Source organism: Streptomyces sp. NPDC048257 (assembly GCF_043201855.1).
GTDB lineage: Bacteria > Actinomycetota > Actinomycetes > Streptomycetales > Streptomycetaceae > Streptomyces.
The window spans coordinates 39,589-52,651 of the sequence record NZ_JBICZI010000021.1 but is presented as its reverse complement, the minus strand read 5'-3'; the positions used below and the strand labels follow the sequence as shown (position 1 = coordinate 52,651).

The window sequence follows — 13,063 nt, the reverse complement described above, 5'->3', positions numbered from 1 at the left end:
CGCCCCCCCCCCCCCCCCCCCCCCCCCCCCCCCCCCCCCCCCCCCCCCCCCCCGCCCGCGCGCCCCGGGCCCGGCCCCCCCCCCGGGGGGGGGGGGGGGGGGCGGGTGCGCCGCCCCCCCCCCCCCCCGCGTCTGTGTTTCGGGCCGTTCCCCAGCGGCGCCGCCCGCTTCGGTGGCAGTCTGCTCAACACCAGATACGCAGAGAGACAGCTGTAACGACAGAAGAAGGCGGAGGTGCCGTTCACGTGGCGTCCAATGTCAATCCCACCGTCCGACGCCGCCGACTGGGCATGGAGTTGCGCAAGCTCCGTGAGGACAAGGGCATGACGGCCGAGCAGGTCGCCGAGCGCCTGCTCGTCTCCCAGTCGAAGATCAGCCGACTGGAGAACGGCCGCCGCTCCATCAGCCAGCGCGACGTCCGCGACCTGTGCGACGTCTACGAGGTCGAGGACCGCCGCCTCATCGACTCGCTCATGCAGATGGCGAAGGACTCCCGCCAGCAGGGCTGGTGGCACGCCTTCGGCGACATCCCGTACAGCGTCTACATCGGCCTGGAGACGGACGCCGCCAGCCTGCGCACGTACGAGCCCCTGGTGATCCCGGGGCTGCTCCAGACCACCGAGTACGCCCAGTCCCTGGTCCGCGGCGCCTGGCCGGAGACGGCCCCGGCCGACGTGGACAAGCGCGTCCAGGTCCGGATGCACCGCCAGAAGCGGCTCTCCGAGACGGAGAACAACAACCCGGAGCTCGGGCCGCTGCGCCTGTGGGCGGTCATCGACGAGGCCGCGCTGCGCCGGCGGGTGGGCGACGCCCAGCTGATGATCCGGCAGCTGGAGTACTTGATAGAGCAATCGGAGCAGCCGCACGTCACGGTGCAGGTGATGCCCTTCGAGCTGGGCGCGCACCCCGGCGTGAACGGCCAGTACGCGATCCTGGAGTTCCCGGACGCGTCCGACTCGACCGTCGTCTACATCGAGGGCGTGACGAGCGACCTGTACCTGGAGAAGGCCAACGACGTCCAGAAGTACAGCGTGATGTACGAACACCTGCGCGCGCAGGCCCTGAACGTCGACCAGACCCGTGACTTCATCGCGGGGATCATCAACCAATATGCAGACAAGGGCGCATAGGGGTGGATGTGACCGGGGATCCACCGGGATCCACCGGGATCCTCCGGGGCGTGTGGCGAGCGGGCCGGTACGGTACACCGTCACTCCCCAGCCACAGAAGGCTTGAATGGAATATGCCACCCGGTCGGGTGAATGGTCCCTTCACCTGTCAAGAGCTGCCGGTAGCGTCGATCAGGTCAGCCGGAAAAGTGGCCGACAGGACACCGGAACTACCGGAACTACTCGCTCACCGGAGAGAAACATGGCTATTCGCCAGGGCGCCACGGCCAACTGGATCAAGTCCTCCTACTCCGCCAACGGCGCCTGCGTCGAGGTCAAGTCCCCTGTCATGACGGCCATCGCCGTCCGCGACTCGAAGGCGCAGGACGGACCGTCCCTCACCTTCACGCCCGACTCCTGGACCTCGTTCGTCGCCGACGTCACCGAGGGCCGGCCGGGACGCCTCGCCTGAACATCTCGGCGCGCCCAGCCGTCCCCGGATTCCACGGATCCCCTACCGTCCGGTCCTCGCTTCCAGCACCAGCGGGACCGTCCACTGCACCACTCGCAGCATCTGCACCACTCGCAGCATCTGCACCACTTGCACCACTGTCTGAAGCCCTCTCGACCGACCCGCCGTCTTGGCCGAGGGGGCTCGGCCATGCCCGGGGCGCCGGCCCCTCCCCTCAGCGCAGCTGATCGACGTAACGGTCGGTCCCCGGCACCGTGGGGATGAACGGCGCCACCAGCTCCACCCGCCCCAGCCCCGCCTCCGCGACCTCCGCGTCCAGCCCCTTGAAACGGTCCCAGCAGGTCCGGGGGTCCTCCTGCAGGAACCACAGCAGGGTGAGGCGGGTGTCGATCCCCTCCACCTGCTTGACGTACGTCATCCGGTCACCCGGCAGGGGGGTGGGCCTAAAGACCGTCACCATCGCGGCCGGACCGCCCTGCAGCCGCCTCGGCAGGGCGCGCGAGCGCAGCCACTCCAGCAACTCGGCCCGCTGCTCGGGCCCGTCGGCGTCGACGACCTGGACCACGAGACCGGCGTAGGGGTGGTCCATCGCATGGAAGTCCCGCGGGCCGGCGGCGCCGTCGCGGTAGACGGTGGCCGCGTGGTCCTGGAAGGACGTGAAGACGTGGGTGCGGTCCTGGTAGACCCGCCCGTCGCGGTTCAGCCGCTTGTTGATGCCGACGGTCCACTTCATGTGCTCGTCGTAGCGGCCCCGGGTGACCCAGTACGTCGATATGTAGCAGCCCGCGGTGACGGGCTGGGCGACGGCCGACTTCTCCGGGTAGCGCAGCTCCTGCAGCTCGCGGGTGGCCACCCAGCGGCGGCCCGCGTACATCCAGGGCATGGCCATGGCGCCGGCGTAGTAGTGGTCGTCCTCGTACCAGCGGTTGTACGCGTACTCGTGGCCCGGGTGCGGCTCCACCATGGTGATCAGCGCATGGCCGGGGCGGACGCCGTAGGGGCCGACGGCCGCGAGCTCGGCGTAGTCGTCGACGCGGGTGCCCTGCTGCGGGTCCTGCGCCCCCTGCGCCCCCTGCGGGTCCTGCGGGGCCTGTTGCTGCTCCTGCGGGTTTCGCTCTCCTGTGGTCATGGGACCGGTCTAGCTGATGCGACGTCAGATGGGGAGGGTCGCGGTGCCCGGTCCACCACGTGATACATACGTGCCGTCTACAACTTTCCCTCGTTACGATGCGCGCACCCGCCTCCCGAAGGAGCTGTTCGTGCCCGCCGCCGCCATCGCACCACCGCCCGCGTTCGCCGCCCGCGCCACCTCCGTGGAGGGCTCCCCCGTACGCGAGATCCTCGCGCTCACCGAACGCCCCGGGATCATCTCCCTCGCCGGCGGCCTCCCCGCGCCCGAGCTCTTCGACACCGAGGGCCTGCGGGCCGCGTACGACGCCGCCTTCGCGGTGTCCGCGCGGCGCGCGCTCCAGTACTCGACCACCGAGGGCGCACCCGAGCTCCGCGCGGCCGTCGCCGCCCGGGCGACGGCGCGCGGCCTGCCGACCGGCCCGGACGACGTCCTCGTCACCTCGGGCTCCCAGCAGGCCCTCGCCCTCATCGCCGCCACCCTCGTCGAACCCGGCGACGCGGTCCTGGTCGAGAACCCCACTTACCTCGCGGCGCTCCAGTGCTTCCGGCTGGCGGGGGCGCGGGTCGTGCCCGTGCCCTGCGACGAGGACGGCATCCTCCCGGACGCGCTGGCGGACATCGTCGCGCGGGAACGCCCCAAGCTCCTCTACACCGTCCCCACCTTCCAGAACCCGACGGGACGCACCCTCCCGGCCGGCCGCCGGGCCGCGGTGGCGGACATCGCGGCGCGGCTCGGGCTGTGGCTGGTGGAGGACGATCCGTACGGGGACCTCCGCTACGAGGGCTCCGACGTCCCGTGGCTCGCCGCGCACCCGGGGGCGGAGGACCGTACGGCCCTGCTCGGCAGCTTCTCGAAGGTCATGGCCCCCGGGCTGCGGCTGGGCTGGCTCCGGGCGCCGGCGGCGCTGCGGCGGGCCGCGGTGGTCGCGAAACAGGCGGCGGACCTGCACACCTCCACGGTGGACCAGCTGGCCGCGGCGCACTACCTGCGCACGGTGGACCTCGACGCCCACATCGCCACGGTCCGCACGGCCTACCGCGAGCGCCGCGACGCCCTGCAGACGGCGCTGAGCCGGACCCTCCCGGCCGACTGCGACTGGAACCTGCCGGCCGGCGGGATGTTCGTCTGGGCCCGCCTGCCGGAGGACCACGACGCGGCGGCCCTCCTCAGAACGGCCGTCACGCACGGCGTCGCCTTCGTCCCGGGCGCGCCCTTCCACGCCACCGCCCCGGACCCCCGCACCCTGCGCCTCTCCTTCACGACCCACACCCCGCAGGAACTCACCGAGGGCGCGGCCCGCCTGGGCCGGGCACTGGCCGAATACGGCGGAGAGGGGCGTGCTTGAGGAGCGCCGTCAGGCGGCCTTGGCCTTCGGGGGCGAGGTGTTCCACTTGAGTTCGATCTCCATCTCGATCTCCCCGTCGCCGACTTCCACCTCGATCTCGGTGCGGAGTTCGTCGGGGACCCGCAGGCTCATCGTCCCGGGGCCGAGTTCCAGTTCGGCGTTGCCGCCGTGCCGCAGCGCCTCCGCCAGGGCCGAAAGCTGATCGGCCGCCTCGAGGCGTGAAAGGGAACTCTTCTGCTCAAACTTGAGGTCCTTCACGGATGGCTCCTGTCCGCTACTCGGCTCACTAAGGCTCATTGTGACGCCGCACAGGAGCTCGGGCATCCCGGACCCGGTTGAAGGCCAGTGCGAGGATCTCGCTCCACCGCATGGGCGGAGTGGCCGCCGGAGCCCCCGGGCGGAGCCTGGGCACCCGTACGCGCAGTGCGCCCGGGCGGACGGAGCAGGTGACGGGCGTGGGCAGGGTCATGGCCTCGCCGTCCACGGCGACCGCGATCCGCTCCGCGGCCGAGGCGACGACGACCCGGCGGGAGGTCAGGATGTGCAGTCCCGCCGCCCGGGCGCCCCGGAGCGCGATGTCGGCGGCCTGGGCGGCGTTGTTCACCCGGATCCCGACGACACCGAGCACTCCGAGGTCGAGCCGGGACCTGCGGGCGCCCATCGGCTCGGGGGACGAGTACGGATTGTCGCTGACCAGCAGCGCCTGCTGGGACTCCAGACGCGGCCCGTCGGTGACGGCGTCGAGGGTGGTTCCGGCGTACCCGAGCAGGAGGTCGGGCAGTGCGGCCAGGGCCGAGTCCGCCTTGGCGTCCCGGTACTCCGGTCGCTGGACGATCTCCGCGTAGACGCCGAACGAGGCCGTGTTGACGAAGGGGTGGCCGCCCACGAAGCCCAGGTCGACCCTCAGCTCCTCCCCGTCGGTGAGCGCGTCCAGGCACCGGGCGGGGTCCTCGCGGTCCAGCCCGAGGTCCATGGCGAAGTGGTTCCTGGTGCCCGCGCAGACCACGAGGAACGGCAGGTCGTGCTCGGCCGCCACCTCGGCCACCTGGGCCTGGGTGCCGTCGCCGCCCGCCACCCCGAGCAGGTCGGCGCCGTCGGCCACCGCCTGCCGGGCGACGGCGGCGACGTCCGTCACGGCCGACGTGTCGAGCAGCACCACCCGGGCGCCGAGCGCCTCGCCCTTCTCGACCAGGCCGAAGCGGCCGACCTTCCCGCCGCCGGACTTCGGGTTCATGATCAGCACCGGTCGGCGGGGCGCGGAGCACGCGACCGCCCGCATGCCGTCGGGCCGGCGCACCGAGCGCAGCGCCGTCCGCGCGCAGGCCACGGCGGCTGCCCACAGCGCGATGGCGAGCAGCGCGGTGGGCCACAGGTCCGCCCGGGCGTAGATGACCAGGATGGCCACCGGCGCGGCGACGGCCAGCAGGGTCCCGGCCATCCGTACCGCCCCGCGATGGGCCACCACCCACCAGGTCCCCATGGCGGTGAGCGCCGCACCGGCCACCCCGACGGCGAGGGCGAGCACCCCGCCGACGATGCCCTCGGCGACCAGGGTCACCACGGCGAGCAGCGCACACACCACCGCCAGCCGGGCCCACAGCGGACCCCGCCGGGGCCGGCCGGAAGGATCCGGGAGCGACATGTCCTCACGTCCTCGGCTCGTGCCGTGGATCTTCACCACGAGGATGCGGTCACTCCGATCATCTCCCCACCATGGCGAACGCGACGACCTGGGCCGCGCCGTCCTCCGCCGGAAGACCCGCCGCACCGAGTCGGGCACCGCCCTGGCGCCCGTGAGCGACCGGAGCCCAGGAGGTGTCTTCGAGGGCCACCGTGCCCGCGCGCCCCTTCACACCGGCGCGGGGCTCGCCTAGCCTGACGGGTCGTCAGATAGGTCCGTAGCCTGGAGGTCCGTCGTGCTGTTGCAAGGGAAGACCGTCATCGTCTCCGGCGTCGGGGCCGGGCTCGGGCATCAGGTGGCCGCCACCGTCGTGCGGGACGGCGGGAACGCCGTGCTGGGGGCGCGGACCGAGGCGAATCTCGCGAAATCCGCCGCCGAGATCGACCCCGCGGCGGTCCACACCGCCTACCGCGCCACCGACATCGGCGACGAGCGGCAGTGCGAGGCCCTCGCCGAGCTCGCGCTCGCGCGCTTCGGCCGGATCGACGCCGTCGTGCACGTGGCTGCCTGGGACTCGTACTTCGGCGGGCTCGAGGACGCCGACTTCGGGACCTGGCAGCAGATCCTGGACGTCAATCTGCTCGGGACCCTGCGGATGACCCGGGCCGCCCTGCCCGGCCTCAAGGAACGCGGCGGGTCCGTCGTGATCATCGGGACGCAGTCCGCGGTCGCCGCGCCCAGCGAGGTGCAGCAGGCCGCCTACGCCGCCTCCAAGGGGGCGCTGACCTCCGCCATGTACTCCATGGCCCGCGAGCTCGGCCCGCACCGGATCCGCGTCAACACCGTGCTGCCCGGCTGGATGTGGGGTCCGCCCGTGCAGGCCTTCGTGACCTTCACCGCCCACACCGAGGGCGTCCCCGAGGCCGACGTGCACGCCCGCCTCACCCAGCGGATGGCGCTGCCCGATCTCGCCACCGACGGGGACGTCGCCGACTCCGCCGCCTTCCTCGCCTCCGACCGGGCCCGGGCGATAACCGGCCAGTCGCTGCTGGTCAACGCCGGTGAGCTGATGAGATGAGCCACACCGGCCCCGGAACATCGGATCGTATGCTCGGGCCATGACCACTCCGAGTGACGCTCCGACCGAAAACGCGATGCGCCGCGCGCTCCGGCGGGCCCGCGACGGCGTCGCGCTCGACGCGACCGAGGCGGCCGTACTCCTCCAGGCGCGCGGCGAGGACCTCAAGGACCTCGCCGCTTCCGCCGCACGGGTAAGGGACGCCGGGCTCGCCGCCGCCGGGCGGCCCGGTGTCATCACGTACTCCCGCAAGGTCTTCATCCCCCTCACTCGCCTCTGCCGCGACAGGTGCCACTACTGCACCTTCGTCACCGTCCCCGGAAAGCTGCGGGGGAGCGGCCACGGGATGTACCTCTCCCCCGACGAAGTCCTCGACATCGCCCGCCAGGGCGCCGCGATGGGCTGCAAGGAAGCCCTCTTCACCCTCGGCGACCGCCCCGAGGACCGCTGGCCCGAGGCCCGCGAGTGGCTCGACGCCCACGGCTACGACGACACCCTCGCCTACGTACGCGCCATGGCGATCCGGGTCCTGGAGGAGACCGGCCTGCTGCCGCACCTCAACCCCGGGGTCATGACGTGGTCCGACCTCCAGCGGCTCAAGCCGGTCGCGCCGAGCATGGGCATGATGCTGGAGACCACCGCCACCCGCCTGTGGTCCGAGCCGGGCGGCCCCCACCACGGCTCCCCCGACAAGGATCCGGCCGTGCGGCTGCGCGTACTGGAGGACGCGGGGCGCTCCAACGTCCCCTTCACCACCGGCGTCCTCATCGGCATCGGCGAGTCCTACGGGGAGCGGGCCGAGGCCTTCTTCGAGCTGCGCCGCATCCAGCGCAGCTACCACGGCATCCAGGAGGTCATCGTCCAGAACTTCCGCGCCAAGCCGGACACCGCCATGCGCGGCATGCCGGACGCGGAGCTGGAGGAGCTGGCCGCCGCCATCGCCGTCGCCCGTCACATCCTGGGCCCGAGCGCGCGGATCCAGGCCCCGCCGAACCTGGTGGACGCCGAGTACGCGCTGCTCATCGGCGCGGGCATCGACGACTGGGGCGGGGTCTCGCCGCTGACCCCCGACCACGTCAACCCCGAACGCCCCTGGCCGCACATCGACGAGCTGGCCGCCCGTACCGCCGCCGCCGGCTTCGAGCTGCGCGAACGCCTCACCATCTACCCGGAGTTCCTCCAGCGCGGCGAGCCCTGGCTGGATCCCCGGCTGCTGCCGCACGTACGGGCGCTGGCCGATCCGGAGTCCGGGCTGGCCGACGAGGGCGCGCCGGTCGAGGGCAGGCCGTGGCAGGAGCCGGACGAGGGCTTCACGGCGTACGGGCGCACCGATCTGCACGCCACCATCGACACCGAGGGCCGCACCGGCGACCGCCGCGACGACTTCGACGACGTGTACGGCGACTGGGAGGCGCTGCGGGAGGCGGCGGCGCCCGGGATGGTGGCCGAGCGCATCGACACCGACGTACGGGGCGCGCTCGCGCAGGCCGCCGACGATCCGACGCGGCTGACGGACGCGCAGGCGCTGGCGCTGCTGCACGCGGACGGACCGGCCCTGGACGCGTTGTGCCGGATCGCCGACGACCTGCGCAGGTCCGTCGTGGGCGACGAGGTCACCTACATCGTCACGCGGAACATCAACTTCACCAACGTCTGCTACACCGGCTGCCGCTTCTGCGCCTTCGCGCAGCGCCGCACGGACGCCGACGCCTACACCCTCTCCCTCGACCAGGTCGCCGACCGGGCCGCCCAGGCCTGGGACGTGGGCGCGGTCGAGGTCTGCATGCAGGGCGGCATCCACCCGGACCTGCCCGGCACGGCCTACTTCGACATCGCGCGCGCGGTGAAGCAGCGCGTCCCCGGCATGCACGTGCACGCCTTCTCGCCGATGGAGGTGGTCAACGGGGCGACCCGCACGGGCATGTCCGTACGGGACTGGCTGACGGCGGCCAAGGAGGCGGGCCTGGACTCGATCCCGGGCACGGCGGCGGAGATCCTGGACGACGAGGTCCGCTGGGTCCTGACCAAGGGCAAACTGCCGACGGCGGACTGGATCGATGTCGTCACCACCGCGCACGAGCTCGGGATCCGCTCCTCGTCCACGATGATGTACGGGCACGTGGACCAGCCGCGGCACTGGCTCGGCCACTTCCGCACACTGGCCCGGATCCAGCAACAGACCGGCGGTTTCACGGAGTTCGTCACGCTCCCCTTCATCCACACCAACGCGCCCGTGTACCTGGCGGGCATCGCGCGGCCGGGTCCGACGGTCCGCGACAACCGGGCGGTGACGGCGATGGCCCGGATCCTGCTGCACCCGCACATCCCCAACATCCAGACGAGTTGGGTGAAGCTGGGGGCGGAGGGCGCGGCCGAGATGCTCCGCTCCGGGGCGAACGACCTGGGCGGGACGCTGATGGAGGAGACCATCTCGCGCATGGCCGGGTCGAGTTACGGCTCGTACAAGTCGGTGCAGGACCTGATCGCCGTGGCGGAGGCGGCCGGGCGGCCCGCGAAGGCCCGTACGACGCTGTACGGGGAGGTGCCGCAGGAGCGCCGGGACGCGGCCCGCGCGTCGGACGGACACCTGCCCGAGCTGCTTCCCGTACTGGACTGAGCACGGACGGAGGGGAGCCGGCCGGGCGGCCCGGCTCCCCTCCGTGGCGTCGCGGGCCGGGTGGCGGCCGGAAGTGTTCGGATTCTGGCCGATCTCCGCTCACTTACGGGCCGCTTGGCCGACCACTTCCGGATTCGACCGATCCTGTCCACTACAGTGCGGGTTCGCGTGCGCGGCGGGTACGGGTAGGGACGCCGGGCGTCGAGTGGCTTGGTCAGCGGGGGGCACGGTGCCGGGGATGGACGTAGTGAACGGTACGAACGACACGTGCAGCGGTACGGGCGCCGGCACGGCCGGCTCCGCCATCCCGGCCGCCCCCGGCCCGGCGAGCGGCCCCGGCCACGGCCCTGCATGCGGCCCCGAACCCGTGGGCGGACCGGGCCGTGCGGCCGGCGCTGCCGACGGCGGCCCCCGCACCCCAGCCCCCGCCGGGGCGAACCGCACGCTCGGCCACGGCATCGCCACCGGCCTCTGGGGCCGCGTCGAGCAGCAGGACTTCCGCAGCCGCGTCCGCGGCACCCTCCTCGGCTCCGCCCTCGGCGACGCCCTCGGCGCACCCGCCGCCGGCCTCTCCCTCGAAGCCGTCCGCGAGGCCCACGGCCCGGACGGCCTGACCGGCCCCGCCCCCGCCCTCGGACGCCGCGGCCGGGTCACCGCCGCCACCCAGCTCACCCTCTTCACCGTGGACGGCCTGATACGGGCCCACGTACGCCGGGACACGGGCGCCTGGCACCCGCCCACCGACATCCACCACGCCTACCTGCGCTGGGCCGCCACCCAGCACGACTGGGGCCCCGACGAGCGCCGCAAGGACAACGGCTGGCTCGCGCAGGAGGAATGGCTCTACGCCCGCCGCGCCCCGCACCGCGCCTGCCTGACCGGCTTCGCCGACGGCGTCCTCGGCACCCTCGACCAGCCGAAGAACCCCACCGCACGCGACGCGGCCGCCGCCGCCCGGTCGGCCCCCTTCGGGCTGCTGGTCGGCTGGGAGCCCTCCCTCGTCCTCCAGCTGTCCGTCGAGTGCGCCGCGCAGAGCCACGGCCACCCCACCGCCCACCTGTCGGCCGGAGCCGTCGCCGTCATCGTCCACGGCCTGATCCGCGGCGATTCCCTCGACTCCGCCGTCCAGCGCGCCCTGGGCCTGCTCGGCGCCCGCCCCGGGCACCAGCCCGTCACGGACGCCCTCCAGCGCGCCCTGGCCGCGGTCACCCAGGGCTCACCCCGCCCCGAGGCCGTCGAAGCCCTCGCCCCCGACGAGGCGGGCGACGGATCCGACGCCGCCGACGCCCTCGCCGCCGCCGTCTACTGCGCCCTGGTCGCCGAGGACGTCCCGCAGGGCCTGCGCCTCGCCGTCAACCACGGCGGCGACTCCATCGCCGCCGGCGCCCTGTGCGGGGCCCTCCTCGGCGCCCTGCACGGCGAGACGGCCCTGCCGGCCGCCTGGCTCGCCGAGCTCGAAGGCCGCGCCGCGCTGCTGGAGATCGCCGACGACTTCGCCCTGGAGATGACCCAGGGCCCGACCCTGCACGGCCCCACCGTCTCCTCGCCGGGCTGGCTGGCCCGCTACCCGCGCGGCTGAACCGCGACCCCGGCATCTGACGCCCCCTCAACTTTCGAGGGCCCAGCCCGTACCGTGGCGGGTCCCACGTCTCGGAGGTGTCAGAGCACATGCGGATCGCCACGACCATCTTCCTCACCGACCGCACCATCTCCCCCGTCCGGCTGGCCCACAGCCTCGAGGAGCGCGGCTTCTCCGGCCTCTACCTCCCGGAGCACACCCACATCCCGGTCACCCGCGAGACCGCCGCCCCCATGGGCGGCGAACTCCCCGAGATGTACGGGCGCACCCTCGACCCGTTCGTGGCCCTCGGCCAGGCCTCCGCCGTCACCGAGCGCCTCCATCTCGGCACCGGCATCACCCTGGTCGCCCAGCACGACCCGATCGACCTCGCGAAGCAGGTCGCCACCCTGGACCACCTCTCCCACGGCCGCTTCACCCTCGGCATCGGCTACGGCTGGAACGTGGAGGAGGCCGCCGACCACGGCGTCGACTGGCCCACCCGCCGCGACCTGGTCCGCGACCGGATGGCGCTGATGCGCGCCCTGTGGTCGCCCGAGCCCACGGCCTACGTCGGCCAGTACTGCTCCGTGCAGGCCAGCAGCGCCCACCCCAAGCCGGTCCAGGCCCCGCGCGAACTCGCCCCCGGCGTTCCCCTGTACGGTCCGCGCACCCTGATCGGCGGCGCGGCCGGCCCCAAGCTCTTCGCCGCCATCGCCGACCACGCCGACGGCTGGCTCCCCATCGGCGGAGGCGGCCTCACCGAGTCCCTCCCGGTGCTCCGCCGGATCTGGGAGACCGCCGGACGCGACCCGAAGGCCCTCCAGGTGGTCCCGTACGCGGTCCGCCCCACCCCCGGCAAGATGAGCCACTACGCCGACCTCGGCATCGAGGAGGTCGTCCTGCAACTCCCCTCGGCCCCGAAGCCGGAAGTGCTCCGCACCCTGGACGAGTTCGCCCAGTACCTCTGACCGGACCCCCGGGCCGTTACCGGGGCCACGGCGGGCACCTGACGTGCCACGCCCGGGTTACAGAGGGTGACCGCCATTGGGGTGAAGCACCGTTTCCAGTGAACTCTCCGTGATGTTGAGCCGGTCGCGTGCCGTCTGTCCGGCGCGACGATCGAGATTCTTAGGAGAGTGTCATGCGTATTCGCTCTGCCCTGACGGCGTCTGTCCTGGCTGCCGGCATCCTGCTGGGCGGCGCCGGCGCGGCCCTGGCCAACGACGGTGTCGACATCGAATACTTCTCCGGCGGCCACAAGGCCTTCGCGTCGAACTGCTCGTCGTTCGCCGGTGTCCCGGCGAAGATCGGCCCCCTGTACGGCTCGAACTGCTCGGCCGAGGGCGAGAAGGAGTGGGCGGAGTTCCACCACCTCGGCGCCTGACGACTGACACTCGCCGGCCGGGGCCCGTCGGAGGGGCCCCGGCCGGAGGGTCGGCCGTCTAGCTCATCAGGGGCGAGCCGGTGAGCTGCCAGGTGACGGCTCCCTTGCCGTCGCCCTCGATGTCGTAGACGACCGTCGCGTCGCCGGACCACTGCCTGCTCGGGTCAAGGGTGGCCGCAGGGGTCAGGCAGGCGAAGCTGCCCTCGGCGTTCGCGTTGATGGCGGCCGTGAGGTCACAGGTCTTGCTGTTGACCACGACGTCCGTGCCGCCCGGCGCCCGGCTCTCCAGGCGGGCGGTCACCTTGAACGAGGTGTAACGCTTGCCGGTGAGGTCGGACTGACCGTCGTTGATGAAGCCCCAGTCGAGGGTCGCCTTCCCGCGGACCTTGTTGTCCGGGAGGGACTCGACGCAGACCGGCGCGTTCAGCTGCGCCTCCGGAATGGTGCCGGGCATCGAGTGGATCCGGGCGTTGGCGGCGGCGCTGGAGCAGGTCTGAGCCGCGCTGGCGGACTGCGAGACGGAGATGACTCCGCAGAAGGCGACCGAGGCGGCGCCGACGGCGGACGCGCGCAGCAGTTTCCTGTTCATGTGTGTGTCCCCCGTGGAAGTGTGGAGCAAGGGCTGAACGGCCCCCGGGAAGCCCTCGCAGCCCTGCCGCTCCCCCCGAGAAAGCGACATGGCCGGGGCGGCCGGAGCCGTTCAGCGGTGTCGATCCTAGGCCGGTACTTCACCCCTCGATCCCT

Annotated in this window: 12 protein-coding genes; 8 read left to right on the top strand and 4 right to left on the bottom strand. The window is 72.8% G+C overall.

What is annotated here, in order from left to right; translation table 11 throughout:
* Positions 1 to 245 precede the first annotated feature (245 nt).
* Complete coding sequence (locus ACGFZK_RS29385) at positions 246 to 1,130, top strand: helix-turn-helix domain-containing protein (RefSeq protein ID WP_393851880.1); 885 nt, start codon at positions 246 to 248, stop codon at positions 1,128 to 1,130.
* A 241-nt stretch (positions 1,131 to 1,371) separates the two neighbouring features.
* The gene (locus ACGFZK_RS29380) at positions 1,372 to 1,581 is read left to right on the top strand and encodes a DUF397 domain-containing protein (RefSeq protein WP_393851879.1); all 210 of its coding nucleotides are present in this window, start codon (positions 1,372 to 1,374) and stop codon (positions 1,579 to 1,581) included.
* A gap of 214 nt (positions 1,582 to 1,795) precedes the next feature.
* Here the strand turns inward: ACGFZK_RS29380 and ACGFZK_RS29375 are convergent, their stop codons facing one another.
* On the bottom strand, positions 1,796 to 2,710 hold the full coding sequence (locus ACGFZK_RS29375; RefSeq protein ID WP_393851878.1) for a hypothetical protein: 915 nt from the start codon (positions 2,708 to 2,710) through the stop codon (positions 1,796 to 1,798).
* 130 nt (positions 2,711 to 2,840) lie between these two features.
* Between ACGFZK_RS29375 and ACGFZK_RS29370 the strand changes: the two genes are divergently transcribed.
* Positions 2,841 to 4,058 (top strand): PLP-dependent aminotransferase family protein, encoded by a 1,218-nt coding sequence (locus tag ACGFZK_RS29370; protein WP_393851877.1) that lies wholly within the window; start codon positions 2,841 to 2,843, stop codon positions 4,056 to 4,058.
* Positions 4,059 to 4,067: 9 nt separating this feature from the next.
* Here the strand turns inward: ACGFZK_RS29370 and ACGFZK_RS29365 are convergent, their stop codons facing one another.
* Positions 4,068 to 4,316 (bottom strand): amphi-Trp domain-containing protein, encoded by a 249-nt coding sequence (locus tag ACGFZK_RS29365; RefSeq protein ID WP_393851876.1) that lies wholly within the window; start codon positions 4,314 to 4,316, stop codon positions 4,068 to 4,070.
* Between the two features lie 28 nt (positions 4,317 to 4,344).
* Complete coding sequence (locus tag ACGFZK_RS29360; protein ID WP_393851875.1) at positions 4,345 to 5,700, bottom strand: diacylglycerol/lipid kinase family protein; 1,356 nt, start codon at positions 5,698 to 5,700, stop codon at positions 4,345 to 4,347.
* A gap of 274 nt (positions 5,701 to 5,974) precedes the next feature.
* Here ACGFZK_RS29360 and ACGFZK_RS29355 point away from each other — a divergent pair, with 274 nt between their 5' ends.
* The 5 genes from ACGFZK_RS29355 to ACGFZK_RS29335 all read left to right on the top strand — a co-directional run bounded on the left by ACGFZK_RS29355 (position 5,975) and on the right by ACGFZK_RS29335 (position 12,319).
* Positions 5,975 to 6,757 carry an SDR family oxidoreductase gene (locus ACGFZK_RS29355; RefSeq protein ID WP_393851874.1) on the top strand — a complete coding sequence of 261 codons (783 nt, stop codon included), beginning with the start codon at positions 5,975 to 5,977 and terminating at the stop codon, positions 6,755 to 6,757.
* Positions 6,758 to 6,797: 40 nt separating this feature from the next.
* Positions 6,798 to 9,374 carry a bifunctional FO biosynthesis protein CofGH gene (locus tag ACGFZK_RS29350; protein WP_393851873.1) on the top strand — a complete coding sequence of 859 codons (2,577 nt, stop codon included), beginning with the start codon at positions 6,798 to 6,800 and terminating at the stop codon, positions 9,372 to 9,374.
* A gap of 238 nt (positions 9,375 to 9,612) precedes the next feature.
* The gene (locus ACGFZK_RS29345) at positions 9,613 to 10,953 is read left to right on the top strand and encodes an ADP-ribosylglycohydrolase family protein (protein ID WP_393851872.1); all 1,341 of its coding nucleotides are present in this window, start codon (positions 9,613 to 9,615) and stop codon (positions 10,951 to 10,953) included.
* An 89-nt stretch (positions 10,954 to 11,042) separates the two neighbouring features.
* A complete protein-coding gene (locus ACGFZK_RS29340) occupies positions 11,043 to 11,903 on the top strand; it encodes a TIGR03619 family F420-dependent LLM class oxidoreductase (protein ID WP_393851871.1) in 861 nt (286 codons plus the stop codon).
* A 173-nt stretch (positions 11,904 to 12,076) separates the two neighbouring features.
* A complete protein-coding gene (locus tag ACGFZK_RS29335) occupies positions 12,077 to 12,319 on the top strand; it encodes a hypothetical protein (protein ID WP_393851870.1) in 243 nt (80 codons plus the stop codon).
* A gap of 58 nt (positions 12,320 to 12,377) precedes the next feature.
* On the opposite strand, the gene ACGFZK_RS29330 is transcribed toward ACGFZK_RS29335, so the two are convergent.
* Complete coding sequence (locus ACGFZK_RS29330; protein ID WP_393851869.1) at positions 12,378 to 12,908, bottom strand: hypothetical protein; 531 nt, start codon at positions 12,906 to 12,908, stop codon at positions 12,378 to 12,380.
* Between the last annotated feature and the right edge of the window lie 155 nt (positions 12,909 to 13,063).